Source organism: Phyllobacterium brassicacearum, assembly GCF_003010955.1.
GTDB classification, from domain to species: domain Bacteria; phylum Pseudomonadota; class Alphaproteobacteria; order Rhizobiales; family Rhizobiaceae; genus Phyllobacterium; species Phyllobacterium brassicacearum.
This window is the reverse complement of the sequence record NZ_PGGO01000006.1, coordinates 166,952-189,057: the sequence shown is the minus strand read 5'-3', so window position 1 is coordinate 189,057 and position 22,106 is coordinate 166,952. Positions and strand designations below refer to the sequence as shown.

24 protein-coding genes and 2 tRNA genes are annotated in these 22,106 nt (G+C 56.2%); 18 read left to right on the top strand and 8 right to left on the bottom strand.

Annotation, left to right across the window (positions count from 1 at the left end):
- Positions 1-64 precede the first annotated feature (64 nt).
- The 8 genes from CU102_RS10160 to CU102_RS10125 all read left to right on the top strand — a co-directional run bounded on the left by CU102_RS10160 (position 65) and on the right by CU102_RS10125 (position 5,818).
- Positions 65-226: a histidine kinase gene (locus CU102_RS10160; RefSeq protein ID WP_106710972.1), complete on the top strand. Its 162-nt coding sequence runs from the start codon at positions 65-67 to the stop codon at positions 224-226.
- Positions 227-229: 3 nt separating this feature from the next.
- Positions 230-1,156: a site-specific tyrosine recombinase XerD gene (xerD, locus tag CU102_RS10155; protein WP_106710971.1), complete on the top strand. Its 927-nt coding sequence runs from the start codon at positions 230-232 to the stop codon at positions 1,154-1,156.
- A gap of 62 nt (positions 1,157-1,218) precedes the next feature.
- On the top strand, positions 1,219-1,716 hold the full coding sequence (locus CU102_RS10150) for a hypothetical protein (RefSeq protein WP_208113860.1): 498 nt from the start codon (positions 1,219-1,221) through the stop codon (positions 1,714-1,716).
- A 137-nt stretch (positions 1,717-1,853) separates the two neighbouring features.
- On the top strand, positions 1,854-2,807 hold the full coding sequence (locus CU102_RS10145; RefSeq protein ID WP_106710970.1) for an acetyl-CoA carboxylase carboxyltransferase subunit alpha: 954 nt from the start codon (positions 1,854-1,856) through the stop codon (positions 2,805-2,807).
- Positions 2,808-3,027: 220 nt separating this feature from the next.
- A tRNA-Arg gene (locus CU102_RS10140) sits at positions 3,028-3,104 on the top strand.
- 240 nt (positions 3,105-3,344) lie between these two features.
- Complete coding sequence (locus CU102_RS30985) at positions 3,345-3,455, top strand: DUF3644 domain-containing protein (protein ID WP_342588754.1); 111 nt, start codon at positions 3,345-3,347, stop codon at positions 3,453-3,455.
- 401 nt (positions 3,456-3,856) lie between these two features.
- Positions 3,857-5,044: a M14 family metallopeptidase gene (locus tag CU102_RS10130; protein ID WP_106710969.1), complete on the top strand. Its 1,188-nt coding sequence runs from the start codon at positions 3,857-3,859 to the stop codon at positions 5,042-5,044.
- Between the two features lie 135 nt (positions 5,045-5,179).
- Positions 5,180-5,818, top strand: a complete 639-nt coding sequence (locus CU102_RS10125; RefSeq protein WP_106710968.1) for a class I SAM-dependent methyltransferase — start codon at positions 5,180-5,182, stop codon at positions 5,816-5,818.
- A 182-nt stretch (positions 5,819-6,000) separates the two neighbouring features.
- On the opposite strand, the gene CU102_RS10120 is transcribed toward CU102_RS10125, so the two are convergent.
- Positions 6,001-6,309 carry a hypothetical protein gene (locus tag CU102_RS10120; RefSeq protein WP_106710967.1) on the bottom strand — a complete coding sequence of 103 codons (309 nt, stop codon included), beginning with the start codon at positions 6,307-6,309 and terminating at the stop codon, positions 6,001-6,003.
- A 78-nt stretch (positions 6,310-6,387) separates the two neighbouring features.
- Positions 6,388-6,957 (bottom strand): TetR/AcrR family transcriptional regulator, encoded by a 570-nt coding sequence (locus CU102_RS10115; RefSeq protein WP_106711068.1) that lies wholly within the window; start codon positions 6,955-6,957, stop codon positions 6,388-6,390.
- Between the two features lie 94 nt (positions 6,958-7,051).
- On the opposite strand from CU102_RS10115, the gene CU102_RS10110 reads away from it, so the two are divergent.
- The 4 genes from CU102_RS10110 (at position 7,052) to CU102_RS10095 (ending at position 10,587) form a co-directional block, all read left to right on the top strand.
- Positions 7,052-7,960: an SDR family oxidoreductase gene (locus CU102_RS10110; protein WP_106710966.1), complete on the top strand. Its 909-nt coding sequence runs from the start codon at positions 7,052-7,054 to the stop codon at positions 7,958-7,960.
- Positions 7,961-8,058: 98 nt separating this feature from the next.
- The gene (locus CU102_RS10105; RefSeq protein WP_106710965.1) at positions 8,059-8,496 is read left to right on the top strand and encodes a low affinity iron permease family protein; all 438 of its coding nucleotides are present in this window, start codon (positions 8,059-8,061) and stop codon (positions 8,494-8,496) included.
- 163 nt (positions 8,497-8,659) lie between these two features.
- Positions 8,660-8,809 carry a DUF1127 domain-containing protein gene (locus CU102_RS10100; protein WP_106710964.1) on the top strand — a complete coding sequence of 50 codons (150 nt, stop codon included), beginning with the start codon at positions 8,660-8,662 and terminating at the stop codon, positions 8,807-8,809.
- A 230-nt stretch (positions 8,810-9,039) separates the two neighbouring features.
- Positions 9,040-10,587, top strand: coding sequence for a VOC family protein (locus CU102_RS10095; protein WP_106710963.1), 1,548 nt, complete (start codon positions 9,040-9,042; stop codon positions 10,585-10,587).
- A gap of 41 nt (positions 10,588-10,628) precedes the next feature.
- On the opposite strand, the gene CU102_RS10090 is transcribed toward CU102_RS10095, so the two are convergent.
- Positions 10,629-11,582, bottom strand: coding sequence for a ring-cleaving dioxygenase (locus tag CU102_RS10090; RefSeq protein ID WP_106711067.1), 954 nt, complete (start codon positions 11,580-11,582; stop codon positions 10,629-10,631).
- 162 nt (positions 11,583-11,744) lie between these two features.
- Between CU102_RS10090 and CU102_RS10085 the strand changes: the two genes are divergently transcribed.
- The 4 genes from CU102_RS10085 (at position 11,745) to CU102_RS10070 (ending at position 15,015) form a co-directional block, all read left to right on the top strand.
- Complete coding sequence (locus tag CU102_RS10085; protein ID WP_106710962.1) at positions 11,745-12,686, top strand: LysR family transcriptional regulator; 942 nt, start codon at positions 11,745-11,747, stop codon at positions 12,684-12,686.
- A 205-nt stretch (positions 12,687-12,891) separates the two neighbouring features.
- On the top strand, positions 12,892-13,167 hold the full coding sequence (locus CU102_RS10080) for an HU family DNA-binding protein (RefSeq protein ID WP_099997835.1): 276 nt from the start codon (positions 12,892-12,894) through the stop codon (positions 13,165-13,167).
- A gap of 349 nt (positions 13,168-13,516) precedes the next feature.
- A complete protein-coding gene (locus CU102_RS10075; RefSeq protein WP_106710961.1) occupies positions 13,517-14,773 on the top strand; it encodes a L,D-transpeptidase family protein in 1,257 nt (418 codons plus the stop codon).
- A 17-nt stretch (positions 14,774-14,790) separates the two neighbouring features.
- A complete protein-coding gene (locus tag CU102_RS10070; RefSeq protein WP_106710960.1) occupies positions 14,791-15,015 on the top strand; it encodes a sulfurtransferase TusA family protein in 225 nt (74 codons plus the stop codon).
- Here the strand turns inward: CU102_RS10070 and CU102_RS10065 are convergent.
- Positions 15,012-16,166, bottom strand: coding sequence for a CobW family GTP-binding protein (locus CU102_RS10065; protein WP_106710959.1), 1,155 nt, complete (start codon positions 16,164-16,166; stop codon positions 15,012-15,014). The genes CU102_RS10070 and CU102_RS10065 overlap by 4 nt on opposite strands.
- Complete coding sequence (locus CU102_RS10060; RefSeq protein ID WP_106710958.1) at positions 16,166-17,281, bottom strand: D-alanyl-D-alanine carboxypeptidase family protein; 1,116 nt, start codon at positions 17,279-17,281, stop codon at positions 16,166-16,168. Before CU102_RS10060 ends, CU102_RS10065 begins: the two co-directional genes overlap by 1 nt.
- Before the next feature lie 148 nt (positions 17,282-17,429).
- On the opposite strand from CU102_RS10060, the gene CU102_RS10055 reads away from it, so the two are divergent.
- Both CU102_RS10055 and CU102_RS10050 read left to right on the top strand, forming a co-directional pair.
- The gene (locus tag CU102_RS10055; RefSeq protein WP_106710957.1) at positions 17,430-18,599 is read left to right on the top strand and encodes a M20 aminoacylase family protein; all 1,170 of its coding nucleotides are present in this window, start codon (positions 17,430-17,432) and stop codon (positions 18,597-18,599) included.
- A 77-nt stretch (positions 18,600-18,676) separates the two neighbouring features.
- A tRNA-Arg gene (locus CU102_RS10050) sits at positions 18,677-18,753 on the top strand.
- 17 nt (positions 18,754-18,770) lie between these two features.
- On the opposite strand, the gene CU102_RS10045 is transcribed toward CU102_RS10050, so the two are convergent.
- The 3 genes from CU102_RS10045 to cbiE all read right to left on the bottom strand — a co-directional run bounded on the left by CU102_RS10045 (position 18,771) and on the right by cbiE (position 22,103).
- Positions 18,771-19,568 (bottom strand): mechanosensitive ion channel family protein, encoded by a 798-nt coding sequence (locus CU102_RS10045; protein WP_106710956.1) that lies wholly within the window; start codon positions 19,566-19,568, stop codon positions 18,771-18,773.
- A gap of 86 nt (positions 19,569-19,654) precedes the next feature.
- Positions 19,655-20,701: a DUF475 domain-containing protein gene (locus tag CU102_RS10040; protein ID WP_106710955.1), complete on the bottom strand. Its 1,047-nt coding sequence runs from the start codon at positions 20,699-20,701 to the stop codon at positions 19,655-19,657.
- A gap of 187 nt (positions 20,702-20,888) precedes the next feature.
- Entirely contained in the window at positions 20,889-22,103 is a 1,215-nt protein-coding gene (gene cbiE / locus CU102_RS10035; RefSeq protein ID WP_106711066.1) for a precorrin-6y C5,15-methyltransferase (decarboxylating) subunit CbiE, read from the bottom strand.
- Positions 22,104-22,106 lie beyond the last annotated feature (3 nt).

The following is a 22,106-nucleotide window of genomic DNA, read 5'->3' as shown; positions in this document are numbered from 1 at the left end:
TAAGGGTTTCAGTTGCAGGATTATGGAACCAAACTGAAGCCGACAAAGACGATTCGAACAGAAAATGCCTACGCTTACCCGATTGATCATCATCCTCGCAGTCCTCGCAGGGCTCGTTTACGCCGGCATGATTGCGCTGGTGACATTCGTGCATCCCACACAGACGGAAATGACCATTCGCATACCCGCAGAGAAGCTCAACCCAAAGCCTGGCAGCCCCAACTGAACGATGCGTACCGCAACAGCCATAGAGACCTTTCTCGAAATGATGAGCGCGGAACGGGGTGCAGCGCAAAATACGCTGGAATCTTATCGGCGCGATCTGGAAGACGCTGCCGCGTTCAGCACCGCCACCGGCCTGCAACTGACCCAGGCGGATCCAGCAACGATCCGCGCCTATCTCGACGACATCGCCGGACGCGGGTTTGCGGCGACGTCGCAAGCCCGGCGCCTCTCCGCCCTGCGTCAGTTCTTTCGCTTTCTGTATACGGAGAATATCCGCACAGACGATCCCACCAGCACGCTGGACACGCCGAGGAAAGACCGTTCACTGCCAAAAATTCTCAGCGAGGCGGATGTTGAACGGCTGCTTCGTCGCGCCGAGGAAGAAACAGGCGATGCGAAAGCAACCAGCACGGCACATTTTCACGCCGTTCGGCTGCATGCACTTCTTGAAATCCTGTATGCGACCGGGTTGCGCGTCTCGGAGCTCGTCAGCCTTCCGGTCACGGTTGCACGGTCGGACAATCGTTTCCTGATGGTCCGTGGCAAGGGCTCCAAAGACCGCATGGTTCCGCTTTCCGGAAAGGCGCGCGAAGCGATGTCCAAATATCTGGCGGCGCGTGATGCGACGCCGCACCTTTCGGACAGTCTGTGGCTGTTTCCTGCCATATCCGAGAGCGGGTTTCTGGCGCGGCAGGTATTCGCCCGGGAATTAAAGGGACTGGCAGCGCGAGCCGGGCTCAAGACATCGGCAATTTCGCCGCACGTCTTGCGTCATGCCTTTGCCAGCCACCTGCTGCAGAATGGCGCTGACTTGCGCGCCGTCCAGCAATTGCTCGGGCATTCCGACATCTCGACGACCCAGATATACACTCATGTGATGGAGGAACGCCTGCATCGGCTTGTCACGGAGCATCATCCTCTGGCAGACTAGGGGCTCTCCTGTCCACCAATGGCGTGAGCCATTGAACCGGTGGAACGTCCATGTGGCAGCTGTTGAAAAAAATGTTTGTTGGACCTGAACCGCCGCCCGTCGAGCCTGACGGCGAAGCAATCCACTTTGACGAAGACGGATTCACCCGCTCTAGCCACCTGATACGGACAATGGGATGGCGTCAGAGTTGGCGCTGGGACGAAATCACTGCATTCGGCTTTGCCTTCTCACCGGCCATGTTCCCGGATCCTTGGTTCGGCGATTACATGGAGAGCCAATGGTTCTTCACCGTGAAAGGCGAGACCGGACCGGAAAATATCTACTTTGATGTCGAATGGCTGGACATCGATTCTCTGCCACCTGTCCTCCTCGAGCATATGCCGGGACTTGACCTCGAAGTGCTGCGGCGCGGCCTTGCTGCAGCAGCGGTCGGATTTCACAATTATGAGGGGGCGGGCCGATGGATTGGCTGGCAGCGTGCCAAACCGCGCAAGCGATCAAGAACAGCCAAGGTTCCGACGCGGCCAAAAGCAGCCAAACGACCGAGTCAAGCCAAGTAACACCACACCTTCGCCGGAATTCCACCTATAACTGACGCCGCCAAGTGCCATCCAAAGCTTGCTTCCTTGACATGCGCGTCGGCAACAGCCAGTTAGACCATGAAAAATCCACCGTTTTGCAGGCAGACACGTCGTCCATGTACAACTACCTTGATTTTGAAAAACCGGTTGCCGATCTCGATGGCAAGATCCTCGAGCTGAAAAAACTCGCGGAAGAAGGCGACGCTCTCGATACGAACGACGAAATCGTGCGGTTGGAGAAGCGGTCTGCCGAGGCGCTGCGCGACCTTTATCGCAAGCTCACACCTTGGCAGAAGGCACAGATCGCCCGCCATCCGGATCGTCCGCATTGCGTGGATTATATTTCCAAGCTGTTCACCGATTTCACGCCGCTTGCCGGTGATCGCAACTATGCCGACGATGATGCTGTTCAGGCCGGTCTTGCCCGTTTCAACGGCCAGGCCGTTGCCGTTATCGGGCAGGAGAAGGGCAGTGATACCAAAACACGCCTCAAGCACAATTTCGGTATGGCCATGCCCGAAGGCTACCGCAAGGCGGTGCGGGTCATGGAGCTTGCCGACCGCTTCAAGCTGCCGGTTCTGACGCTGGTCGATACGGCTGGTGCTTTTCCGGGGATCGCGGCGGAAGAACGCGGTCAGGCCGAAGCCATCGCCCGTTCGACAGCCGCGTGCCTCAATCTGAAGGTTCCGATCGTCTCAGTCATCATAGGCGAAGGCGGTTCGGGCGGAGCCATCGCCATTGCGACAGCCAACCGCGTCTATATGCTTGAGCATTCAATCTATTCGGTGATTTCTCCTGAAGGAGCTGCCTCCATTCTCTGGCACGATTCGACCCGCGCCAAGGATGCGGCCACATCGATGCGCATCACTGCGCAGGATCTTTATGAGTTGAAGATCATCGACGGCATCATTCCCGAGCCTGTCGGCGGCGCGCACCGCGGCAAGGAAGCTGCAATCGAAGCGACGGGCAACATCATCAATGTTGCTCTCAAATCCATGGGCAACATGGATGGCGACACCCTGCGACAGGACCGGCGCGAGAAATATCTCGCCATCGGGCGCAATCTTTAGCATAGAATTGGCAGCAAGGCCCGGCACAGTCCGGGCCTTTTCATTTCGAATGGCACCCGCGCGGCTCACAATGCGCCGCTCCAATCAGCTAAGCCACCGAATAATTCACTGCTCGACGATCCAGCAGAAAATAGTTACGGTTTTTTGCCGAAGCAGCTTGCAATTCAGTTCTCAACCCATTACGAACCGCGCTGCGCAGACTAACGCGCAACTGTGGCACGCGCCCGTAGCTCAGCTGGATAGAGCACCAGACTACGAATCTGGGGGTCAGAGGTTCGAATCCTTTCGGGCGCGCCATTTCCCTTCTCAGTCAATAATTTAACTATCGCGTCCACTCGAAGCGCTCACGCGGGCCTGTTGGAAAGTGTTTGGAAATTTCGTGAGTCACATATTTTGACTTGCCTGGCCTTGTTCGTAGTAGCTGCGCCATCCAGTAGCAATTTCTGTTGCCTCACAATTCGACCGCTTGCTGACATCGATCCCGAAACGGCATTGAGCGCAAGAGGTGACGAACTTCTTATCAAGGCTCGAGAAGCCATGATTTCCGCTGTCCATATATTCAATTCCACTGGCTTGTCTTTTCGTGCCGAGCTTTTCATTGTTACGTCAATCATTGCATGGACTTACTTGTTGCATGCAATGATTTAAGCGCGAAGGGATCGACTACCGAAATCCTGGGCAGGAAACAAAGGTTATGGCTGTCCTGGAGATTACCAGGATAGTAGGGTTTGGTTTGAGAAGTGGTTGGAACGAGTATGGTGATGGAGGAGGAGATCGATTCAAATAATATTTCGCCCCAGCTATTTATTTTGTGGCGTCGAGAGCGCTCACTGGCTGATCGAGGGATTCTGTCGACAGAGCAGGACTCCGTATAATCTACCGGCACGAGCTGGATGATGAATAACCCGGCAACAGTTTCCAATCATGTCAGGGCGGCGTGTACTCATAAACGAGGATCCATTGGGACAACGTGACATAGATCTGCTGACCGCAAGCCCCGACATGATTGTGTTCCATCCTAGCTTTTCAAATCACAAAGGACCTCCATCATGTCGGACAATCTTAAAGAAGGCCTCGATCGCCGCGATTTCATAATCGCATCCATTGCCACGGTCGGCGTGTCGGCCGCCCTTGCCGTCAACGCTGGCGCCGCGAATGCCCAAGACGCAGCGGCGCCGGCTGCGCCGCAGGCAACCGTCTATACCGGTGATGTAGTCCAGGGGAAAAAGGTCGTCAGCGCGCTCGAAGTCAACGACCTCGAGCCCGGCAAGAAGCACTTCCTGTATTTTCAGGGTGTTCAGATGCCCACGGGCCAGCAGCGGTATGCGTCTGTGATCGTCGCCAAGGGGGCAAAGCCGGGCAAGCGCGTCGTTCTGGTCAGCGGCGTGCATGGCGACGAGATGAGTTCAGTGCATACGGTCCAGACCGTGATGAACCAACTCGACCCGGCGCAGATGTCCGGCACGGTGATGGCGGTCACGGACGTGTCTGGCCCGGCCATCGAAGCCATGCAGCGCAGATGGCCCAATTCGGGCAGGGGCCCCGATCTCGTCGACATGAATCGGGTGTGGCCCGGAAACGAGAACGGTGCCACCCCAACCAGCCGGCACGCCGGGTTGCTGTTCAACCGGCTTCTCCGGCCCAACGCCGACGTCGCGATCGATTTCCACACCGGGACAACCGGTTTCGAGGTCTCCGCATTCAATATTGCCAGCATGGATGTGCCCGAGATCAAGGCAATCGTGGATCTTTATCCCGTCCGGCAGATTTTCGACAATCACACATATCCCGGCGTCCTGCATAATGCGTTTATCGACGCGGGCATTCCGTCGTTTTGCCCGGAGGTCGGCGCTGCGCGCGTCCTGGACCTCGAAATGATCGCCCTGTTCGTGGAAGGCACGATGAACGTTCTCAAGCATCATCGCATCCTTGCCGGACCAATGGGGCGCACTGGCAAGGACGCGGGTGTTTTTGTCGGCAACAGCGCATTTCCGATTCTGGCAACGGAGGGCGGGTTCGTCGAGCATCTGGTCAAGCTCAACGACAAGGTCGAGGCCGGACAGAAGATATCCATCCAGCGCAACAGCTTCGGCGAGGTGGTTGCGGAGTACACCAGCAGCGTGGCTGGAGAGGTGGCGGGCCTGCGCAGCGATGTAACGTCCGAGCCCGGCAACCCCCTGGCGTTTATCCTGTACCACAAGGCGCCGCCGGAGGGTGTCGAGTCTTATCCCGAGTAGTTCACGTGTGAGCGATCTTTGCTTGTCCTGGTATCCTAGCGTTTGCGACGAGCTTGCGGGCACGCCGAAGGCACTCAAAGCGTGTTTTGCAGCAACCGCACGAATCCTCGTCGCCTAGTAAGGGACCACCCCACCATGAGCACAGCAAGCGACGCCCATTTCTGGGACCGGACTTCACGGAAGTATGCCACGGCTGCAATTGCGGATCAGGTTGGATATGAGCGCACGCTGGACCGGACCCGTGCCCAGTTGGGACCAGACGACCGCGTGCTGGAACTCGGCTGCGGAACAGGAACAACGGCGCTCCGTCTTGCAGGCGATGTGCAAAGCTATTTTGCGACGGATATTTCCGCTGGAATGATCGCAATTGCCGAAGAGAAGCGCGCCGCCGCTCCTGTCCCGGCGCTTGCCTTCCGGACCATGACCGCAGAGGCGCTTATGCCTGAGGCAGGGCCGTTTAACGCAGTTTTGGGATTCAACTACCTTCATCTGGTCCGTGACCTGCCCGGCACGCTGCGCCGCATCCATGTCTTACTCGCTCCTGAGGGCTTGTTCATTTCCAAGACACCCTGCGTCGGGGATATGAATCCACTCATCCACCTTGTCTTGCTGCCCGCGATGCGCGCAATCGGCAAGGCGCCCTATGCCGGCGTTTTCCGGGTAGCAGAGCTGAGCCAGCACATATGTGCCGCAGGCTTCGACATTCTTGCCATTGAGAACCACGCAACCAAGGGCAACGACAACCGTCCCTACATCGTGGCCCGCAAGAGATGACGTGGACGCCACAACGCTGTGTAGCTCTCGAATCGTACAAATCCTGTCAGTGTAGTTCGGTCAGGCGTTCGGGAATCTTTTAGAAGGCATCGATGTCACAAGTTTCGCAATCTGGACTGACGATGACGAGGATTCAGGCTTCCTCTTGTTCGACGGGGAATAGCCACCCACCGGGGCTAGCTTCACCTGGATCGTTCAAATCCTAACGGCCGTTCGGTACCGGTAACCTTGTAAAGGCCGTTCCCTTCCTGATCGCTGCTTACCTGCACGCGAAGGGATTTCCCATCATCGATGCTGTCGATCACGTCATCAATCGCCAGCTTGACGGCTCTAAGCGTCTTCTTGACATTGCGCCGAAAGTCAGCCTGATTTCTGTCGCGCGCGTAGAGATCGATGACGACGTTTTGGTCAGACACGCCGATATCGCGGATAAGGATCACCGTTTCCAAAGTCGTGTCGTTTGCGAAGACTGCCCAGGGGTTGTTTTCCATCGCCGTTCCTCCTCCAAGGAAAGCTACTCCCCAGAATGAGGTGCTGCAACAGGGGTAGAAGCCGCGTTCTCAGCGAGATCAGGCCGTTGAGGTAACGACAACAGATACGAACCGTTTCAGGCTGGTCTCGACAAAACTTTCCAGTTCGCCCTGCGGATCGAAACTCCACCACAGCAGCGAGCCCTGCCATTGCGAGGCCATCAACAGGCCAACGCCCGCTGGTGCATTCAGCACCCCTTCGAAGCAAGACTCGAGCACATTGGATAATTTTGCTTTCCAGATTACCCCCCGCGCCCGAAGCGTGGGGTCCCTGAGATCTTCACGCAAGACGAGAAGGCCGTCCGCATAGGACTCGATCCCTCCATAATCGCGCGAGAGCGCCATAAGGAATTCGATCGCGCCATCGACGGATTTTGGAGTATTGTCCGCGACCTGTGCAGTCTTTTCATCCAGTCGATCCCAAGCATAATGCAAGGTACTTTGCTTGAGCCGCGCCTTACTCTCGAAACGTTGTACCAGCGTCGCTGGGGACAGGCCACACGCCTTGGCCAGCCGCGCAAACGTGAGCGCTTCCGGCCCATGCTCGTGCATCAGTTGGTGCGCAATCTTGAGAACGTGCTCGTCGGATAGCGTTTTTGGCCGAGTCATCTTGACATCCATTTATAACCGAATAATCATTTATATATAATTCCGGTGCCGATGCTAGACCTTTAACGGGAAGATTATCAGTTTGGGAGGTCCGATGACACTACAAGGAAAAGTCGCTTTGGTCGCCGGGGCAACACGCGGCGCCGGCCGTGGCATTGCCGTCGAACTAGGCGCCGCCGGAGCAACCGTCTACGTGACCGGACGCACGACCCGCACCCATCAATCCGAGTACGCACGTCCCGAAACCATAGAGGAAACCGCTGAATTGGTTACGGCAGCGGGCGGCAAAGGGATCGCCATTGAGGTCGATCACCTCATCGCCGAGGATGTACAGGAGCTGATTGAGGATATCCGTAAGGATCAAGGCCGTCTGGACATCTTAGTCAACGACATTTGGGGCGGCGAAAAGCTCTTCGAATGGAACAAGCCAGTCTGGGAACATAACCTGCAGAATGGTTTGCGCTTGCTGAGCCTTGGCATCAACACCCATTTGATCACCGCGCATCATGCGCTCCCGCTGCTGATCGAGCGCCCGGGTGGCCTCCATATTGAGGTTACCGACGGTACTGCCGCATACAATTCCGATCACTACCGCCTCTCACCCTTCTATGATCTCGTGAAGGTGGCCGCGACACGCATGGCCTGGGCTCATGCCAAGGACCTCGCGCCGCATGGAGCGACATCGGTCGCCCTGACGCCCGGGTGGTTGCGTTCGGAAATGATGTTGGAGGCATTTGGCGTTACCGAGGAGAATTGGATCGATGCAACGAAGCGGATTCCGCATTTCGTGATCTCCGAGACGCCGCGGTTCGTTGGTCGCGCGGTTGTCGCGCTCGCAGCTGATCCTGACCTGGCACGTTGGAACGGACAATCATTGTCCAGCGGCGGACTGGCCCAGGTTTATGGCTTTACCGATCTGGATGGTTCCCGACCCGATGCCTGGCGCTATCTGCCAGAAGTGCAGGAAGCAGGAAAACCAGCCGACGCTACGGGCTATCGATAGCATCCAACAGGGCTCAATGCCCCTTGTGGAACATTTTTGCCGATTCCGCTTTTACCGATAGCTGGCATTCGACGCCGGTCACAAGCGGAGCCCAACAAATGTTCGGCAAATTGTTTACGCGCGTTGCCAATGAGGTTGCCTTTGCAGCGGGCAAACCCATCGCATTCATCATTTGCTGTCTGACAGTCATCATGTGGGGCGTGACCGGTCCCATTTTCGGTTTCTCTGATACCTGGCAACTGATCATAAACACCGGTACAACAATCATTACCTTCCTGATGGTTTTTCTGATCCAGAACACGCAGAATCGGGACGGTATTGCAATTCAGGCAAAGCTCGACGAGCTCGTTCGAGTCACCGAGGCGAAGAACGCGTTTATCGGCATCGAACACTTGACCGAAGAAGAAGTGGAGAAGTTCCGCAGGCAGTGCGAAGCCGCCGCCAAAAAAGCCGACAGGAGGCTCAACGAATTCGGGGCGACGCACAGGCAGCGCCGCTCACCCTCCAAAGCGGTGAAGGCAAAGGCGCAGGCTTGATTGTGGCGGCAATTTGAAAGCCCAGATTTTCGCCTGATTGACCTCTGATTTCGTTGCAAAGCAGCTATGCAAAAGTGTCACTGCAAGTTTCGCAGACCGTTCACTATATCCAGCTCACCGATCGAAAAAGATCCAACAAACAAGAAGTTACAAGGTGAGTGAAATGAATCTGATCCGCTCTTACAACAACTGGCGCCGCTATCGTGACACCGTCACGGAACTCAGCCGCCTGTCAGCACGTGAACTGAACGACCTCGGCATCTCTCGTGGCGATATCGCCTTCGTTGCCAAGAAGGCCGCTTCGGCTCAGTAATCAAATACACATTACGTCCGGGGCAATCCTCCTCCCAAGCCTCGGATGTCTAAAGACTGGCACTCCTCCTCCCAGCCGGTCTTTACAAATAGCACCCACCGCACCTCCTCCCGCGGTGGGTGTTGTTTTTTGCGCATGGCACTTGGTTTGCTGATATCCACACTGAACCAATGCGTTGCGCGCCAGCGCCTTTCGCCGTAACAGTCAAATATCAGCACCGGAGGACATCCATGGCGGGCGGTATCCACCACATCACCCTAATCACGCGCAAGGTACAGGCGAACGTCGACTTCTATGTCGGCTTTCTCGGTTTGCGTCTCGTCAAGCGCACCGGCGGCTACGAGGATGCAACGCAGCTCCATCTTTTGTATGGCGATGCGACAGGGACGCCAGGATCGCTGATAACTTTTCTAGTCTGGGAAGACGGCGCTCCCGGCCGCGTTGGCTACGGGCAGCCGAGCGAGATTTCGCTGGCCATTGCACCGGAAAGCATCGGCTTCTGGTTGACACGCGCCCTGCAATTCAACGTTTCTGCATCAGGTCCCACACAGGAATTCGGTGAGCCCGTGCTGCGCCTTTTCGATCCTGATGGCGTTATCGTGAAGCTCGTTGGCTCTGAAAGTGTCTCGGCCGGCGAGCATTGGGCTGGCGACGGAGTACCCGCAGCCGACGCGATACGCCGCGTCAGGGGTGCGACCATACTTACCGAGAATCCCCAGGAGACCCAGGCCTTCCTCAAGGATTATTTCTCATACGCCACCAGTGATCAGACCGAAACAATCACAAGGATGGTTTCAGCATCCGGCGATTGTATCGACGTTCGCGACGCAACGGGCTTTTGGAGCTCCGCTCCCGGCACAGGAACAATCGACCACATTGCATTTCGCGCTGCCGATCTTTCCGAAGTAAGCGCAACCTATGACCGTCTGATCGCGCACGGTGCGGAAGCAACCGCCATGCACGACCGCAAATATTTCCATTCGATCTATGTGCGAGAGCCCGGTGGAACGCTCTTCGAGATGGCGACTGACGGCCCCGGCACGCTGATCGACGAAACGCGGGACACACTTGGCTCTACGTTGTTCATACCACCGCATTTTGCCAAGGAAGCGGAAAATCTGGAAGTCATCCTGCCGCAATTCGCTTTGCCGAAGGCAGAACGCTTCATCTACCGCGAGCTTCCCTTCATTTATCGGGTCTACACGCCCGATGATCCAGATGGGCAAACACTCGTCCTGCTCCATGGCACTGGCGGTAATGAGGCCAGCCTCATGCCTCTCGCCGCAAAGGCAGCGCCAAATGCGACGTTGATAGGTCTTCGTGGCCGTAGCAATGAGGAGGGATCCGCGCGCTGGTTCCGACGCTTTGGCCCGCTCAGCTTCGACCAGAAAGACATTCGCTCGGAAGCGGAAGCACTTGCCGGCTTTATCGACGGCGCAGTTGAAAACTACGGCCTCGATCTTACGAATACGATCTTCCTCGGTTACTCCAACGGCGCAAACCTGCTTGCCGCAATGATGCAACTTCATCCGGGTCTTGTCCGCAATGCAGTTTTGCTACGGGCAGCGAAAGTGCTCGAGGAAACGCCTGAGGCTGATCTTGCCGGCACTCGAATACTCGCTGTCACGGGCGATCACGATCTCTTTGGTGCCCATGCTCCAGCTCTGGAAGAGGAACTGCGGCTCGCAGGCGCCGAAATCACCGCAGTGGTCGTAGCTGCCGGTCATGAAACCGGGGCCCATGACATTGAAGTCGTCCGACAATGGCTCAACTCTTAAGAAAAACAGGCCGGAATTGATCCGGCCTGTTGCTTCATCCTTTATGCGAGCGGCTTGAGCCCCGCTTCGATCGAAGCGCGCTTTCCTTCGAGGAAGGGCGGCAACGACAAGCCTTCGCCCAGTGTTTCCAGCGGCTCGTCAACAGTAAAGCCCGGACCATCCGTAGCGATTTCGAACAGTATGCCGTTTGGCTCGCGGAAATAGAGCGAACGGAAGTAGTAACGCTCCACTTCGCCACTTGACGGCATCCTGAAGCCTTTTAAACGTTCAGTCCATTCATGCAATTGCTGCACGTCCGGTGCGCGAAACGCCACATGATGCACTGCGCCTGCACCCTGCCTGGCGACCGGCAGATCAGGCTGAACTGCAACGTGCAGCTCGGCTGCTGGGCCACCATCGCCCATGGCGAACACATGGACATGGCCAATCCCGTCCGGCGACGGATAGGTCTTGACCTGACGCATGTTCATCACATGCAGGAGAATCGCCTCAGTATTGGTTATATCTGGCACGCTCATCGTGATTGGCCCGAGACCTCGGATCTGATGCTCGGCAGGTACCGGGCTCTTGTCCCACGGATGAGAAGATCCTGCACCTCCATCATTGATCAGACGGAAGCGCTGTCCTTCGCCGTCTTCAAAATCGAGCGAATCATAACCGCCAACCTCGATGACTTCGCCGGATTTCACGCCAAGTTCGATAAAGCGGGCCTTCCACCAATCGAGGCTGGCCTTGCTGCCAACGCGCAAACCGGTGCGCGAGACGCTGTGCGTGCCGCGGCGCTCCGGGCCAACCGGCCAGTCGAAAAAAGTCAGATCGGTGCCGGGGGTCGCTTCACCGTCGGCATAAAACAAGTGATAAGCGCTTGTATCGTCCTGGTTGACAGTCTTCTTGACGAGCCGCAATCCCAGTGTGTGGGTGTAGAAGCGCAGATTCTCCGGAGCGTTCGCCGTTATGGCAGTCAAGTGGTGAATGCCTGTCAGTTGTAAGGTCATTGAAGCCTCCTTGTTGGTTCGGGCACATTCGCCGTTAGGCTCAATATCGACGCTGTCGACCGGCTGATAAAGAGTGTTTCCCTGCAACTCATGTTCGCTTAAAACGAACAAGAGGCTTACTCAAGCCTTCCATACAGCCTTAACGTTCACTACAATAAAACTATGAAATGGCGATTTGACGATCTTCTCACGTTTCTTGATGTGATGGAAACCCGCAGCATCACGGCTACTGCAGCACGACTCAATTTGTCGAAGTCCGTCGTCAGCAAACGGATCTCAGATCTGGAAGCAGCACTCGGCATCGAATTATTTCAGCGGTTACCACGAAAATTACTTGCCTCTGACAACGCCCTCGACTTTGTCGAACGGATCAGGCCCCTTGTTCGTGAGATTATCGAGGCGACGGATACGGTTGGGCAAAGGAACAGCGCCATCCGTGGCAGCTTGCGCATAGCCGCGCCAATGACATTCGGAACCCTCTATCTAGGCCGGATGATCGCTGATTTCGCCCGGCAATACCCTGACCTCGAGGTCGCTGTGGAGTTCGAGGACCGCATGATCGACCTCGTGCGCGGCGGTTACGACGTCGGCATCCGCATCGGTATTCTGAAAGATTCAAGTCTGATTGCGCGGAAGCTTTGCACCGACGCTCGGGTCATTTGCTGTAGTCCGGATTTCGCCTCGGCAAACGGCCTGCCGAAGACCGTTGATGAATTGAGTTCTTTTGCCTGTATTGACTATTCAAACGTCAACACCAGTCAATTATGGCAGTTCGAGAACCCGGCCGGTTCAACCGAGCCTATCTCCGTGACGATGCGTGGGCGTATCGTCGCCAATAATGGGGAGGCTATGCGTGATATGGCGATTGCGGGACTGGGGTTGGTTCTGCTTCCGATGTTTATCGCGGCCGATGCATTGCGCGCTGGCACGCTCGTTCCGGTGCTGCCAGAGGCCAAGCCACTGCCCTACAGGATCTACGCTGTCTATCCGCCGACAAGGCACGTTTCGGCAAAGGTTCGCGCCTTTGTGGACCATCTCACGCGCCACATCGGCGACCCGCCCATCTGGCAATTGACCGATACTCTTCGCCTCAAGAGTGCTTGATTCCCGCTCGCGGCCGGGCGAATCACCTTTCATCGTTTACCTGCTCCAGCGGAAGGTAATTCGCACTTTCGTAGCCGGTTTCGCAAAAAACCCTGTAAACACTGGGTATAAACCAGCATTTTGGGCGCAAACCCTGATGACAGGGCGGGAATCGCGTGCCATACAGACGCCTCCGATCAACGAATATACTGAGGAAACCGCCAACATGAATACGTCCGATCTTATCGAGAAGCTCGTTGCTGATCAGGGTCTTACAAAAGTTCAGTCCAAGGCGATTGTTGACAGCGTTCTTAAAGGTATCACCGATTCCGTCGTAGCCGGCGATGAAGTATCGCTGCCAGGTTTCGGCAAGTTCAAGGTACAGTCGCGCGCCGCTCGCGAAGGTCGTAACCCTGCAACAGGCGCAACGATCAAAATCGCAGCCTCCAAGAAGGTTGCCTTCCAGCCTGCAAAGGCTCTGAAGGACGCGCTGAACGGTTGAATCCCGTTCGTTGTGTAATTCAAAAAGGCGGCGCAGTGCGCCGCCTTTTTCATTGGAAACGGCACGTCACAAAGGCAGTTGATCAACCACGTACCTGATATCAGTTCCTGTATCGAGCATTCGGTAACGAGGCCGCCAACGCTACTCCTGCATTTTCCTTTGTTGAAACAGCGGTATCTGCCATAAATCCGCCGTCTCTTCGTTGCAGGAGACGTATGCGCGGTTGAGCAATTTGCGCATGTGGGGTAAGGGTTTATCAACTATAACGGATGCATTTATGATCTAGCGGGTGCCAAATCCGCGCGATTTGGACCTTGGCGAATGAGACTGGCAAACCGGTAATAGCTGCATGAAAATACCAACACACATTCTTGCACCGTTGATGCTCACCCTGTTCCTGGCGGGATGCCAAGGGTCGTCGATCGATGATCTTGCCCCCAATGCAGCGAACGCACAGCTGCCGGAAAAGCTCGTTAGAAGCATGAAGGCAAAGGGCATCAGCACCACCTCGCCGGTTATGTTCCGCATCTTCAAGGAAGAGAATGTCCTTGAAGTATGGAAGCGCAAAGAAAATGGCCGTTATGACATGGTCACCAGCTATCAGATCTGCAAATGGTCCGGCAAGCTGGGCCCAAAGTTCATCGAGGGTGATCGCCAGGCGCCGGAGGGCTATTACGCGGTCCGCCCCGCACAGATGAATCCCAAGTCAAGTTACTACCTGTCATTCAATACCGGCTTCCCCAACGGGCTGGACCGCGCCCTTGGCCGCACAGGCGCCAATCTGATGGTACACGGCGCCTGCTCGTCTTCTGGATGCTACTCCATGACCGATGCCCAGGTCGCGCAGATCTATGCCTTTGCGCGCGATGCCTTCAAAGGCGGTCAGGATTCGATTCAGCTTGAAGCCTTTCCGTTCCGCATGACCGCCGCCAATATGGCGCGCTACCGTGCTGATCCGAATTATGCTTTCTGGAAAAACCTGAAAGAAGGCTATGACCATTTCGAGATCACCAAGGTGCCGCCGAAAGTAGACGTCTGTGAGAAGAAGTACGTCTTCAACCACACTTCCGATCCCAACGCGCCGATTGCTGCAACAAGCGCTTGTCCGCCGTCGGATCAGCCTGAATCGCTGAAGATGGCCTATCAGTCTTACCAGTCGAGTTATGAGACGGCATTTTCGTCAATGGTGGGCAAAGGCAGGATCCAGCCGCCGAGCCGCTCCATCCAGGGAATTACCGAGGCGAAGATCATTGCAGACTGGAGTGCGCGCCGCGCCCGAGGCGAGCGCGTAACGCAGGAGCCGCCCTCCCTGTCGCCACAGGACAAGGACAATGCATCGAAGCCTCAGGTCATGGTTCGCCTTGCGTCTGCCGTTGCCGCAGACAAGGCGAAGGAGGAACGGGATGCCTCTAAGAGAACGCGCATGACCAAACCTGTAACTGCACCGATGACGACGATGCCGGCAGCGCAGGCCCCAGCCGCAGCACCGGCCGCTCAGCAGTCTACGCCAGCGCCCCAGACCACCGCCGCGCTGACACCGGATGCGCCAGCTGCTGCGCAGCCAGCACCAGCAAAAAAGGCCTGGTGGAAAATCATCGGCAATTAAAGCGCGGAAGGTTCTTTATGAACTACGAGGTGTACGACCTTCGCGGCTTGAATTGTCCGTTGCCAGTGCTCAAGACGCGCAAGAAGCTGCAGGACTTGGCGCCGGGTACCCGGATATGGGTCGAAACCAGCGATCCACTCGCGGTCATCGACGTGCCAAATTTTTGCCTGACTGATGGCCACCGGCTGATCGAAACGGTCAGCATCACCGGAGGTCATCGCTTTCATATCGAACGCGGCTAGCCCAGTTTCACGCCTGAAATTGCCAGTGGATTGTCAAAAAGCGCCGTACGATCCGGCGTATCGATTTGCGGCTGACCCAAAAATGCATTGAAGAGCTGAGTGACATAGCTCTCCGGCAAATCCTTGACGATCATGACCAGGCGCGTCTCGCGCACGCCGTCCGGCCAGGCAGCAAGCCTTGCCGGTGGATGGAATATATGCTGGACGCCATGAATGACAAGCGGCCGCTCAGGATCATCCGCCAGCTGAACGATACCTTTGACTCGCAACAATTTCTCGCCATGCGCCGAGCGCAGCAGGTCGAGGAACATGTCAAACGTGGACAAGGGCACAGGCGCATCATGCTTCAACGAGAACGAGCGTATCGACGCGTCGTGCCGGTTGACGTCGTGGTGGTGGTGATCGTCATGACCGCCATGGTCATGGTCGTGATGATCATGACCATCGATTGCATTGCGTTCTTGCTCGCGGTCGCGATAGGCCTCGGCTTTTAGCCAGCGCTGCACGTCAATCGTCTTTGTTCCCGGATTATAGACGCCACATTCGAACAGCGCTGCGTAACCCGTAAGCTGATCGCTGACATCGATGAGGTCCGCGCCCGGGTTGAGCGCTCTGAGACGGGCTTGCAGAGAATGCAGATTTGAAACGGATTCGGGCAGATCTGTTTTGGTGATGACGATGCGGTCGGCCACGGCCGCTTGTTTCACAGCCTCTTCATGTGCATCAAGGGTTGCCATTCCATTGACAGCATCAACCGTCGTGATCACACCGTCAACGCGGAATGCCTGCAACAGCACAGGATGGCCCATGATCGCATGGAGAACCGGCGCTGGATCGGCGAGACCAGTGGTCTCGATGATCACACGCTTGAGTCCCTGCAGTTTGCCGGTCTGCAACCGGTCAATCAGATCGGCCAGCGTGTCGACCAATTCGCCGCGCACGGTGCAGCAGAGGCAGCCATCGGAGAGCTCGATGATACCCTCACTGGCTTTCTCCACCAGCAAATGATCGATACCGACATCACCAAACTCGTTGATAATGACGGCCGTGTCGGCAAGAGCAGGATCTTTCAGTAGCCGGTTAAGCAGCGTCGTCTTTCCCGACCCGAGAAAGCCGGTCAGGACCGACACGGGAATGGGAGGTGCGACCATCAGTTGACCGCCTTTAAGGCATTGCTTGCGTCCGTCAGTGAAGCTCGGTCGGGCCGGGGTTTCGGTACCGGAATTCGGCTCATCTCAATGCCGACAGAGTTAACCTTTGCAGGCAGCAGCGCAATGTCTTCGGTCTTGGGTTGATGATCCATGCGCGTGAGATAGGCTGACCCCTGAACAAGGTGCCCTTCGGCATCCTTGCCGTCCCAGTTGTCAGTTCCCGCCGCCTCTTTCGAGCACACTTGCGGGCGCATGTTTACTGCCACGTCGCGCGATGCGGAGCCATATGGTGCAAGCGTATCGAGTGTTTGACCTGTGCCTTTCTCCTCGAATGCCTTGCCCAACAGGTCCGCAGCTTTCGTCACGCGTGAGTTGATGGTCCTCTCGCCAAGCACCACTGTGATGATAGTGCGACCATCGCGTGTGGCAGAGCCGATGAGATTATATCCAGAGGGACAGACAAATCCTGTCTTCATCCCGTCGGCTCCCTGGAACCTGCCGATCAATGCGTTGTAGTTGGTTTGTGATTTCTTGGTGCCGTAGTTGATAGCCTCAATATCGAAATAGCGCGCATATTGGGGAAACTCGTGCCGCAAGTGCAATGTCAGCACGGCCAGGTCCCGCGCCGTTGTATAATGATCGTCAGAATGAAGGCCGTTTGGATTGACGAAATGGCTACCCGTCATCCCAAGCCGCCGCGCTTCCTCGTTCATCAATCCCGAAAACTTCTCCTCGGAACCACCCAGCGTCTCGCCGATGGCCATCGCAACATCATTTGCAGAGCGCACCAGCATTATCTTGAGCGCATTGTCTAGAGTGAGCTCCGAGCCGGTCTTGTAGCCCGATCTGCTGGGCGGCTCTTTGACCGAATTTGCTGTCATTGTGATTGGCGTGTCGAGGGTGACCTGGCCAGATTGAATCATTCTGAAGGCAACGTACGTCGTCATCAATTTCGTGAGTGATGCCGGATACCAGCGCTGGAATGCATCCTGTTGCGACACGATTTCGCCGGTACCAGCGTCGACCGTGATATTCGCGCCGGCGAGCGCCGTCGATATGCCGGCGATCGCTGATACGACGCAACTCGAAAGGAAGAGTGCTACAGTTTTCCGCATTCCTGAAATCTGACCTGTTTGTAAAAAGGCATTAAGCCGCGCTTCACGTCGGGCGGCAATGGCCTTATCTATCTTATGTGGCAGTCAAATGGCAAAACACCTTTATTCTGTTCACTGAAATGTCAGACTTGAATTGGAGTTGTACTTAATGCCCTTGCTCAATCGCGCTGTCGAAATGCAGGTCGAGGTTTCACAGTGGCGTCGTCATCTGCATGCGAATCCCGAGCTGATGTTCGATGTGCACGAGACAGCCCGGTTCGTCACGGATAAGCTGCATCAGTTCGGTTGTGACATCGTGGAGACGGGGATCGGACGTACAGGCGTCGTCGGCGTTATACGGGGACGTCACGGCGAAGGCCCGACGGTGGGGCTGCGCTCTGATATGGATGCACTGCCACTGACCGAGATCACGGGTAAGCCATGGGCATCGCACGCCGCAGGCAAGATGCACGCTTGCGGCCATGACGGACACACCGCAATGCTTTTGGGGGCGGCGCAATATCTGGCAGAGACGCGCAACTTCAAGGGTTCCATAGCAGTGATCTTCCAGCCCGCGGAAGAAGGTGGTGGTGGTGGCCGCGAAATGGTCAAGGACGGCATGATGGAGCGGTTTTCCATCTCGGAAGTCTATGGCATGCATAATGTTCCCGGCCTGCCTGTTGGCGAGTTCGCCATTCGCAAGGGTCCGATCATGGCGGCGACGGACGAATTCACAATTACAATCGAGGGTCGTGGCGGTCACGCGGCACAACCGCACCGCACGATCGACCCAGTGGTCATCGGCTCGCAGCTGGTCAATGCCTTGCAGACCATTGTCTCACGTGGCACCGATCCATTGGATTCCGTCGTTCTGTCGGTAACCCAGTTTCACGCGGGTGATGCCCATAACATCATCCCGCAAAGAGCCGAACTGGCAGGCACGGTCCGCACGTTACGTCCGGAAATGCGTGATTTTGCCGAAAGGCGATTGACCGAAGTTGCCGAAGGCGTTGCCAACGCGCTCGGCGCCAGCGCCAACGTACATTATGCCCGCAACTATCCGGTGACGTTCAATCACGAACGCGAAACCGAATTTGCCGCGCAGACAGCCCGCAACGTTGCCGGCGGTGGTGCGGTCAATACGGATGTTGCTCCGATGATGGCGGGTGAGGATTTTTCCTACATGCTCGAAGCGCGGCCCGGCGCGTTCATCTTTATCGGCAATGGCGACAGTGCATCGCTGCACAATCCGGCCTATGATTTCAACGATGACGCCATCGTTTATGGTATCAGTTATTGGGTCCAAATCGCCGAGAACGCTCTGCGGCCTTCGTCGTGATTGTCACTACAATACTCGAATTTCGGTGCATCTTCTGACTTGGCGTCCGCACCGAAAACCAGTATGTCAGGTCGTATGGTCCCGTAGCTCAGTAGGATAGAGCGACAGATTCCTAATCTGTAGGCCACTGGTTCGAATCCAGTCGGGATCACCAATTCTTTCCAAATGAATCTAGACGTTGGCGTTCAGCGCGTTCCTTGCGCCCCTGTTCAATTCTGCTTTGGTCGCGAGGAAATCGCCAACGGATGTCCAGTAACGCAGGGTGATCGCTGCGGTAGTATCACCCAGTTCGGCAATGAATGCTGAAGGCGGCGGATCCGTTTTTACACGTGCATCGCGTTCGGCCAGCTCAAGCAGCGACTTCTGAATACTTTCGACGTCATCCACATTGGATACGGTGATGGTGATGTCGTTGCGTCGCGCGCCGTTCCGCGTGAAGTTTTTGACCGGCTGCGTCCAAAGTGTCGAATTAGGAGCCAAAACGTAAACACCGTCAGCTGCGCGCAGCCTTGTTGCAAAGAGCCCGATTTCCTCGACTGTCCCTGCAACACTGCCCACTTCGACATACTCGCCAATACGCAGCGGGCGCAGGGCGAGAAGCATGATCCCCGCTGCAATATTCTGCAGCGTGCCCTGGAGAGCCAGACCGATAGCAAGACCGACGGCACCGATCGCGGCTATGACCGAGGCCGTCTGGATACCAAACTGGCCGAGCACCATGACCACGATGAGACCGAGCACGATATAGCGCGCAATCTTCGAAAAGAAGCGTCTCAGCGTCAGGTCAAAGCCGCTTACCTGTCCAAGTCCAGCATAGACCCAGCGCTCCACGAGGCCAGCAACGACAAACCCGATGACTAGCAGGAGAATCGCTCCAAGAACCGAAAACGAATAGGTTACAATCAGGGTGCTTGCCTGCTGAATGCCCGTTTGGATAGCGGAAATTGCATTCTCGGGATCAAGTTCCATAAGACAATTCTCCGTTTCGGCAAGAAGGGCCCGGTTGCTGAGGAGCCATTGGTTCCTCCAGGCCGAGCCTTCTTGTTAGCGGACCATCAGGCTTCCTGTGCCTCTCCATTTCGCCGGCGATAGACGATCGACGACCAAAGCGAAAAGAAGATCAGGGCAGCACCAATGAGGCCCGTAATTACTTCCGGGATGTGGAACAACGTTTGGCAATACATGATTACAGCCAGAACCAGGATGGCGTAGAAGGCCCCATGCTCGAGGTACCGGTACTGACCAAGCGTTTCCTTGTCCACCATCATGATGGTGAGCGCTCGCACGTAAAACGCGCCAATACCAAGACCTATCGCGATCACAAACAGATTGGTCGACAGTGCGAAGGCGCCGATGACGCCGTCAAATGAGAAGCTGGCATCGAGCATTTCCAGATAGAGGAAAGCGCCAAGGCCGCCCTTGTGAATGCTGTCCATCTGTTCCTGCGTCGCATCGAGTATGGCACCCAATCCTTCGACGACAAGGAAGGTCAGCAGCCCGTAAATTGCGGACGTCAGGAAAGTAATGGACTCCTCTCCTTCCAGCTGCTGCGAAAAGAAAATGATGAGGATGAGAGCTACGGCAACCTCGATGCCTTGCACCGATGCAAAACGCGACGCATGGGCCTCGACCACTCGAATCCAGTGCACGTCTTTCTCATGGTCGAAAAAGAACTTAAGTCCGACCATCAACAAAAACGTGCCGCCAAAAGCAGCAATGCCGACATGTGCCTCCTGCATGATCCGCGCATATTCTTCCGGGTTGGAGACCGCGAGCTTCAATGCGGAGATGGGATCGATCCACGCGGCGATCGCCACGATCGCCAGCGGAAATATGATTCTCATTCCGAACACCGCAATGATGATGCCCCACGTCAGGAAGCGATGCTGCCAGACAGGCGTCATGTCACGCAGTATCTTGGCATTGACGATCGCGTTGTCGAAAGACAGCGAAATTTCAAGAATACCAAGGACAGCACATATAAATAGAACCGAAAGCGCGCCCTGCACTGTTCCGGAATAGACGAAGCCTATCCATGTGCCGAGCACCAGTCCTACAAATGTAAAAACAATCGGCCATGTGAAATATTTATAGGTTGCCATATATAGATCCTGCTTGAGACTCCCTGATTGCTTTCAAAGATGGGAATTCAGCACAGCGATATCCACCGGAAGGCGGTGCTTATGCGCCGTTTGAACATGAATTCACATCAGATTGCAATCTCCCACCACCCTTAGACGCCACAAACCTGTCTTCATCCTGTCGTGTCGTTGGATTCAATCGATTCGATCAATCTGGCTTGTTCACTGAATAGACCGTCACCGGTAAGACGGCGCGCCACGTATCAAAGCTTCCAAGCGGCTGAGCATGCGAAACACCGAGTTTTGTCAGATCGCCGCCATAGGTATCGCGCCAACGGATCAGCGTCATTTCACTCTGGATCGTTACGGCATTGGCTACCAGCCGCCCGCCCGGTTTCAAACATTCCCAGCATGTTTGCATCACGCCATCATCCGTGACACCGCCACCGATGAAAATTGCGTCGGGAGCCATGAGACCCGCGAGCGCAGCCGGTGCTTTCCCCCGGACCAGTTTCAGATCGGGTACGCCGAGCGCGTGACTGTTGCGAAGGATCAGTTCCTGACGCTTGCTATCTGCTTCGATGGCCAGCGTCCGGCAGGCGGGATGGGCGCGCATCCACTCGATGCCGATTGAACCGCAACCAGCGCCAACATCCCAAAGCAATTGGCCCGGAAGCGGTGCAAGATGCGCCAACGTGACTGCGCGAATATCCCGCTTGGTCAATTGTCCGTCATGTTCAAAGGCGTCGTCTGGCAGTCCGGCCAATGTCGAATAGGCCCGAGCCGACGAGGCAGTAAATCCGCAATCCACCGCCAGAACGTTAAGGTCTGCGCAGCGAGGATGTCCCCATGCGCTGGCCATGCCCTCGATGTGCCGCTCCGCATCGCTGCCCATGTGTTCAAGCACGGTGAGACGCGCGGATTGAAATCCACTTTGGCTCAGCATTCGGGCCACCTGTTCCGGTGTACCTCCATCGTTGCTGAGAATGAGCAATCTAGCGCCCGGTACAAACGCCTTGAACAGTGTTTCTACAGGCCTGCCATGCACACTGAGCAGTTGGATATCCTGTATCGGCCACCCCATCGCTGCAGCTGCGAGCGAGAATGCAGAGGGTGCCGGAAGGATCCGCATTTCCTCAGCTTCGACATACCGCGTTAGCGCTGCGCCCATGCCGAAATGCATCGGGTCGCCGCTGGCCAGTACCGCAACAGGCTCCCCCCGCAGGGCAAGCAGCATGGCGTAGGCATCGGAAAATGGTGTCGGCCAGGTCACACGCCTGGCGACCACCTCAGCCGGCAGGAGTTCAAGATGACGCTTGCCGCCAAACACCGTCCTTGCACCGGCCAGGACTTGCCGGGCATTCTGGCCAAGACCGTCATACCCATCTTCACCAATCCCGATAACCGTCAGCCACTGCGTCATAAT

Excerpts from the sequence above, each read along its gene's own strand:
- CU102_RS10160 (WP_106710972.1), top strand. The coding sequence starts at position 65 with ATGCCTACGCTTACCCGATTGATCATCATCCTCGCAGTCCTCGCAGGG.
- xerD (WP_106710971.1), top strand. The coding sequence starts at position 230 with ATGCGTACCGCAACAGCCATAGAGACCTTTCTCGAAATGATGAGCGCG.
- CU102_RS10145 (WP_106710970.1), top strand. The coding sequence starts at position 1,854 with ATGTACAACTACCTTGATTTTGAAAAACCGGTTGCCGATCTCGATGGC.
- CU102_RS30985 (WP_342588754.1), top strand. The coding sequence starts at position 3,345 with ATGATTTCCGCTGTCCATATATTCAATTCCACTGGCTTGTCTTTTCGT.
- CU102_RS10130 (WP_106710969.1), top strand. The coding sequence starts at position 3,857 with ATGTCGGACAATCTTAAAGAAGGCCTCGATCGCCGCGATTTCATAATC.
- CU102_RS10125 (WP_106710968.1), top strand. The coding sequence starts at position 5,180 with ATGAGCACAGCAAGCGACGCCCATTTCTGGGACCGGACTTCACGGAAG.
- CU102_RS10120 (WP_106710967.1), bottom strand. The coding sequence starts at position 6,309 with ATGGAAAACAACCCCTGGGCAGTCTTCGCAAACGACACGACTTTGGAA.
- CU102_RS10115 (WP_106711068.1), bottom strand. The coding sequence starts at position 6,957 with ATGACTCGGCCAAAAACGCTATCCGACGAGCACGTTCTCAAGATTGCG.
- CU102_RS10110 (WP_106710966.1), top strand. The coding sequence starts at position 7,052 with ATGACACTACAAGGAAAAGTCGCTTTGGTCGCCGGGGCAACACGCGGC.
- CU102_RS10105 (WP_106710965.1), top strand. The coding sequence starts at position 8,059 with ATGTTCGGCAAATTGTTTACGCGCGTTGCCAATGAGGTTGCCTTTGCA.
- CU102_RS10100 (WP_106710964.1), top strand. The coding sequence starts at position 8,660 with ATGAATCTGATCCGCTCTTACAACAACTGGCGCCGCTATCGTGACACC.
- CU102_RS10095 (WP_106710963.1), top strand. The coding sequence starts at position 9,040 with ATGGCGGGCGGTATCCACCACATCACCCTAATCACGCGCAAGGTACAG.
- CU102_RS10090 (WP_106711067.1), bottom strand. The coding sequence starts at position 11,582 with ATGACCTTACAACTGACAGGCATTCACCACTTGACTGCCATAACGGCG.
- CU102_RS10085 (WP_106710962.1), top strand. The coding sequence starts at position 11,745 with ATGAAATGGCGATTTGACGATCTTCTCACGTTTCTTGATGTGATGGAA.
- CU102_RS10080 (WP_099997835.1), top strand. The coding sequence starts at position 12,892 with ATGAATACGTCCGATCTTATCGAGAAGCTCGTTGCTGATCAGGGTCTT.
- CU102_RS10075 (WP_106710961.1), top strand. The coding sequence starts at position 13,517 with ATGAAAATACCAACACACATTCTTGCACCGTTGATGCTCACCCTGTTC.
- CU102_RS10070 (WP_106710960.1), top strand. The coding sequence starts at position 14,791 with ATGAACTACGAGGTGTACGACCTTCGCGGCTTGAATTGTCCGTTGCCA.
- CU102_RS10065 (WP_106710959.1), bottom strand. The coding sequence starts at position 16,166 with ATGGTCGCACCTCCCATTCCCGTGTCGGTCCTGACCGGCTTTCTCGGG.
- CU102_RS10060 (WP_106710958.1), bottom strand. The coding sequence starts at position 17,281 with ATGCGGAAAACTGTAGCACTCTTCCTTTCGAGTTGCGTCGTATCAGCG.
- CU102_RS10055 (WP_106710957.1), top strand. The coding sequence starts at position 17,430 with ATGCCCTTGCTCAATCGCGCTGTCGAAATGCAGGTCGAGGTTTCACAG.
- CU102_RS10045 (WP_106710956.1), bottom strand. The coding sequence starts at position 19,568 with ATGGAACTTGATCCCGAGAATGCAATTTCCGCTATCCAAACGGGCATT.
- CU102_RS10040 (WP_106710955.1), bottom strand. The coding sequence starts at position 20,701 with ATGGCAACCTATAAATATTTCACATGGCCGATTGTTTTTACATTTGTA.
- cbiE (WP_106711066.1), bottom strand. The coding sequence starts at position 22,103 with ATGACGCAGTGGCTGACGGTTATCGGGATTGGTGAAGATGGGTATGAC.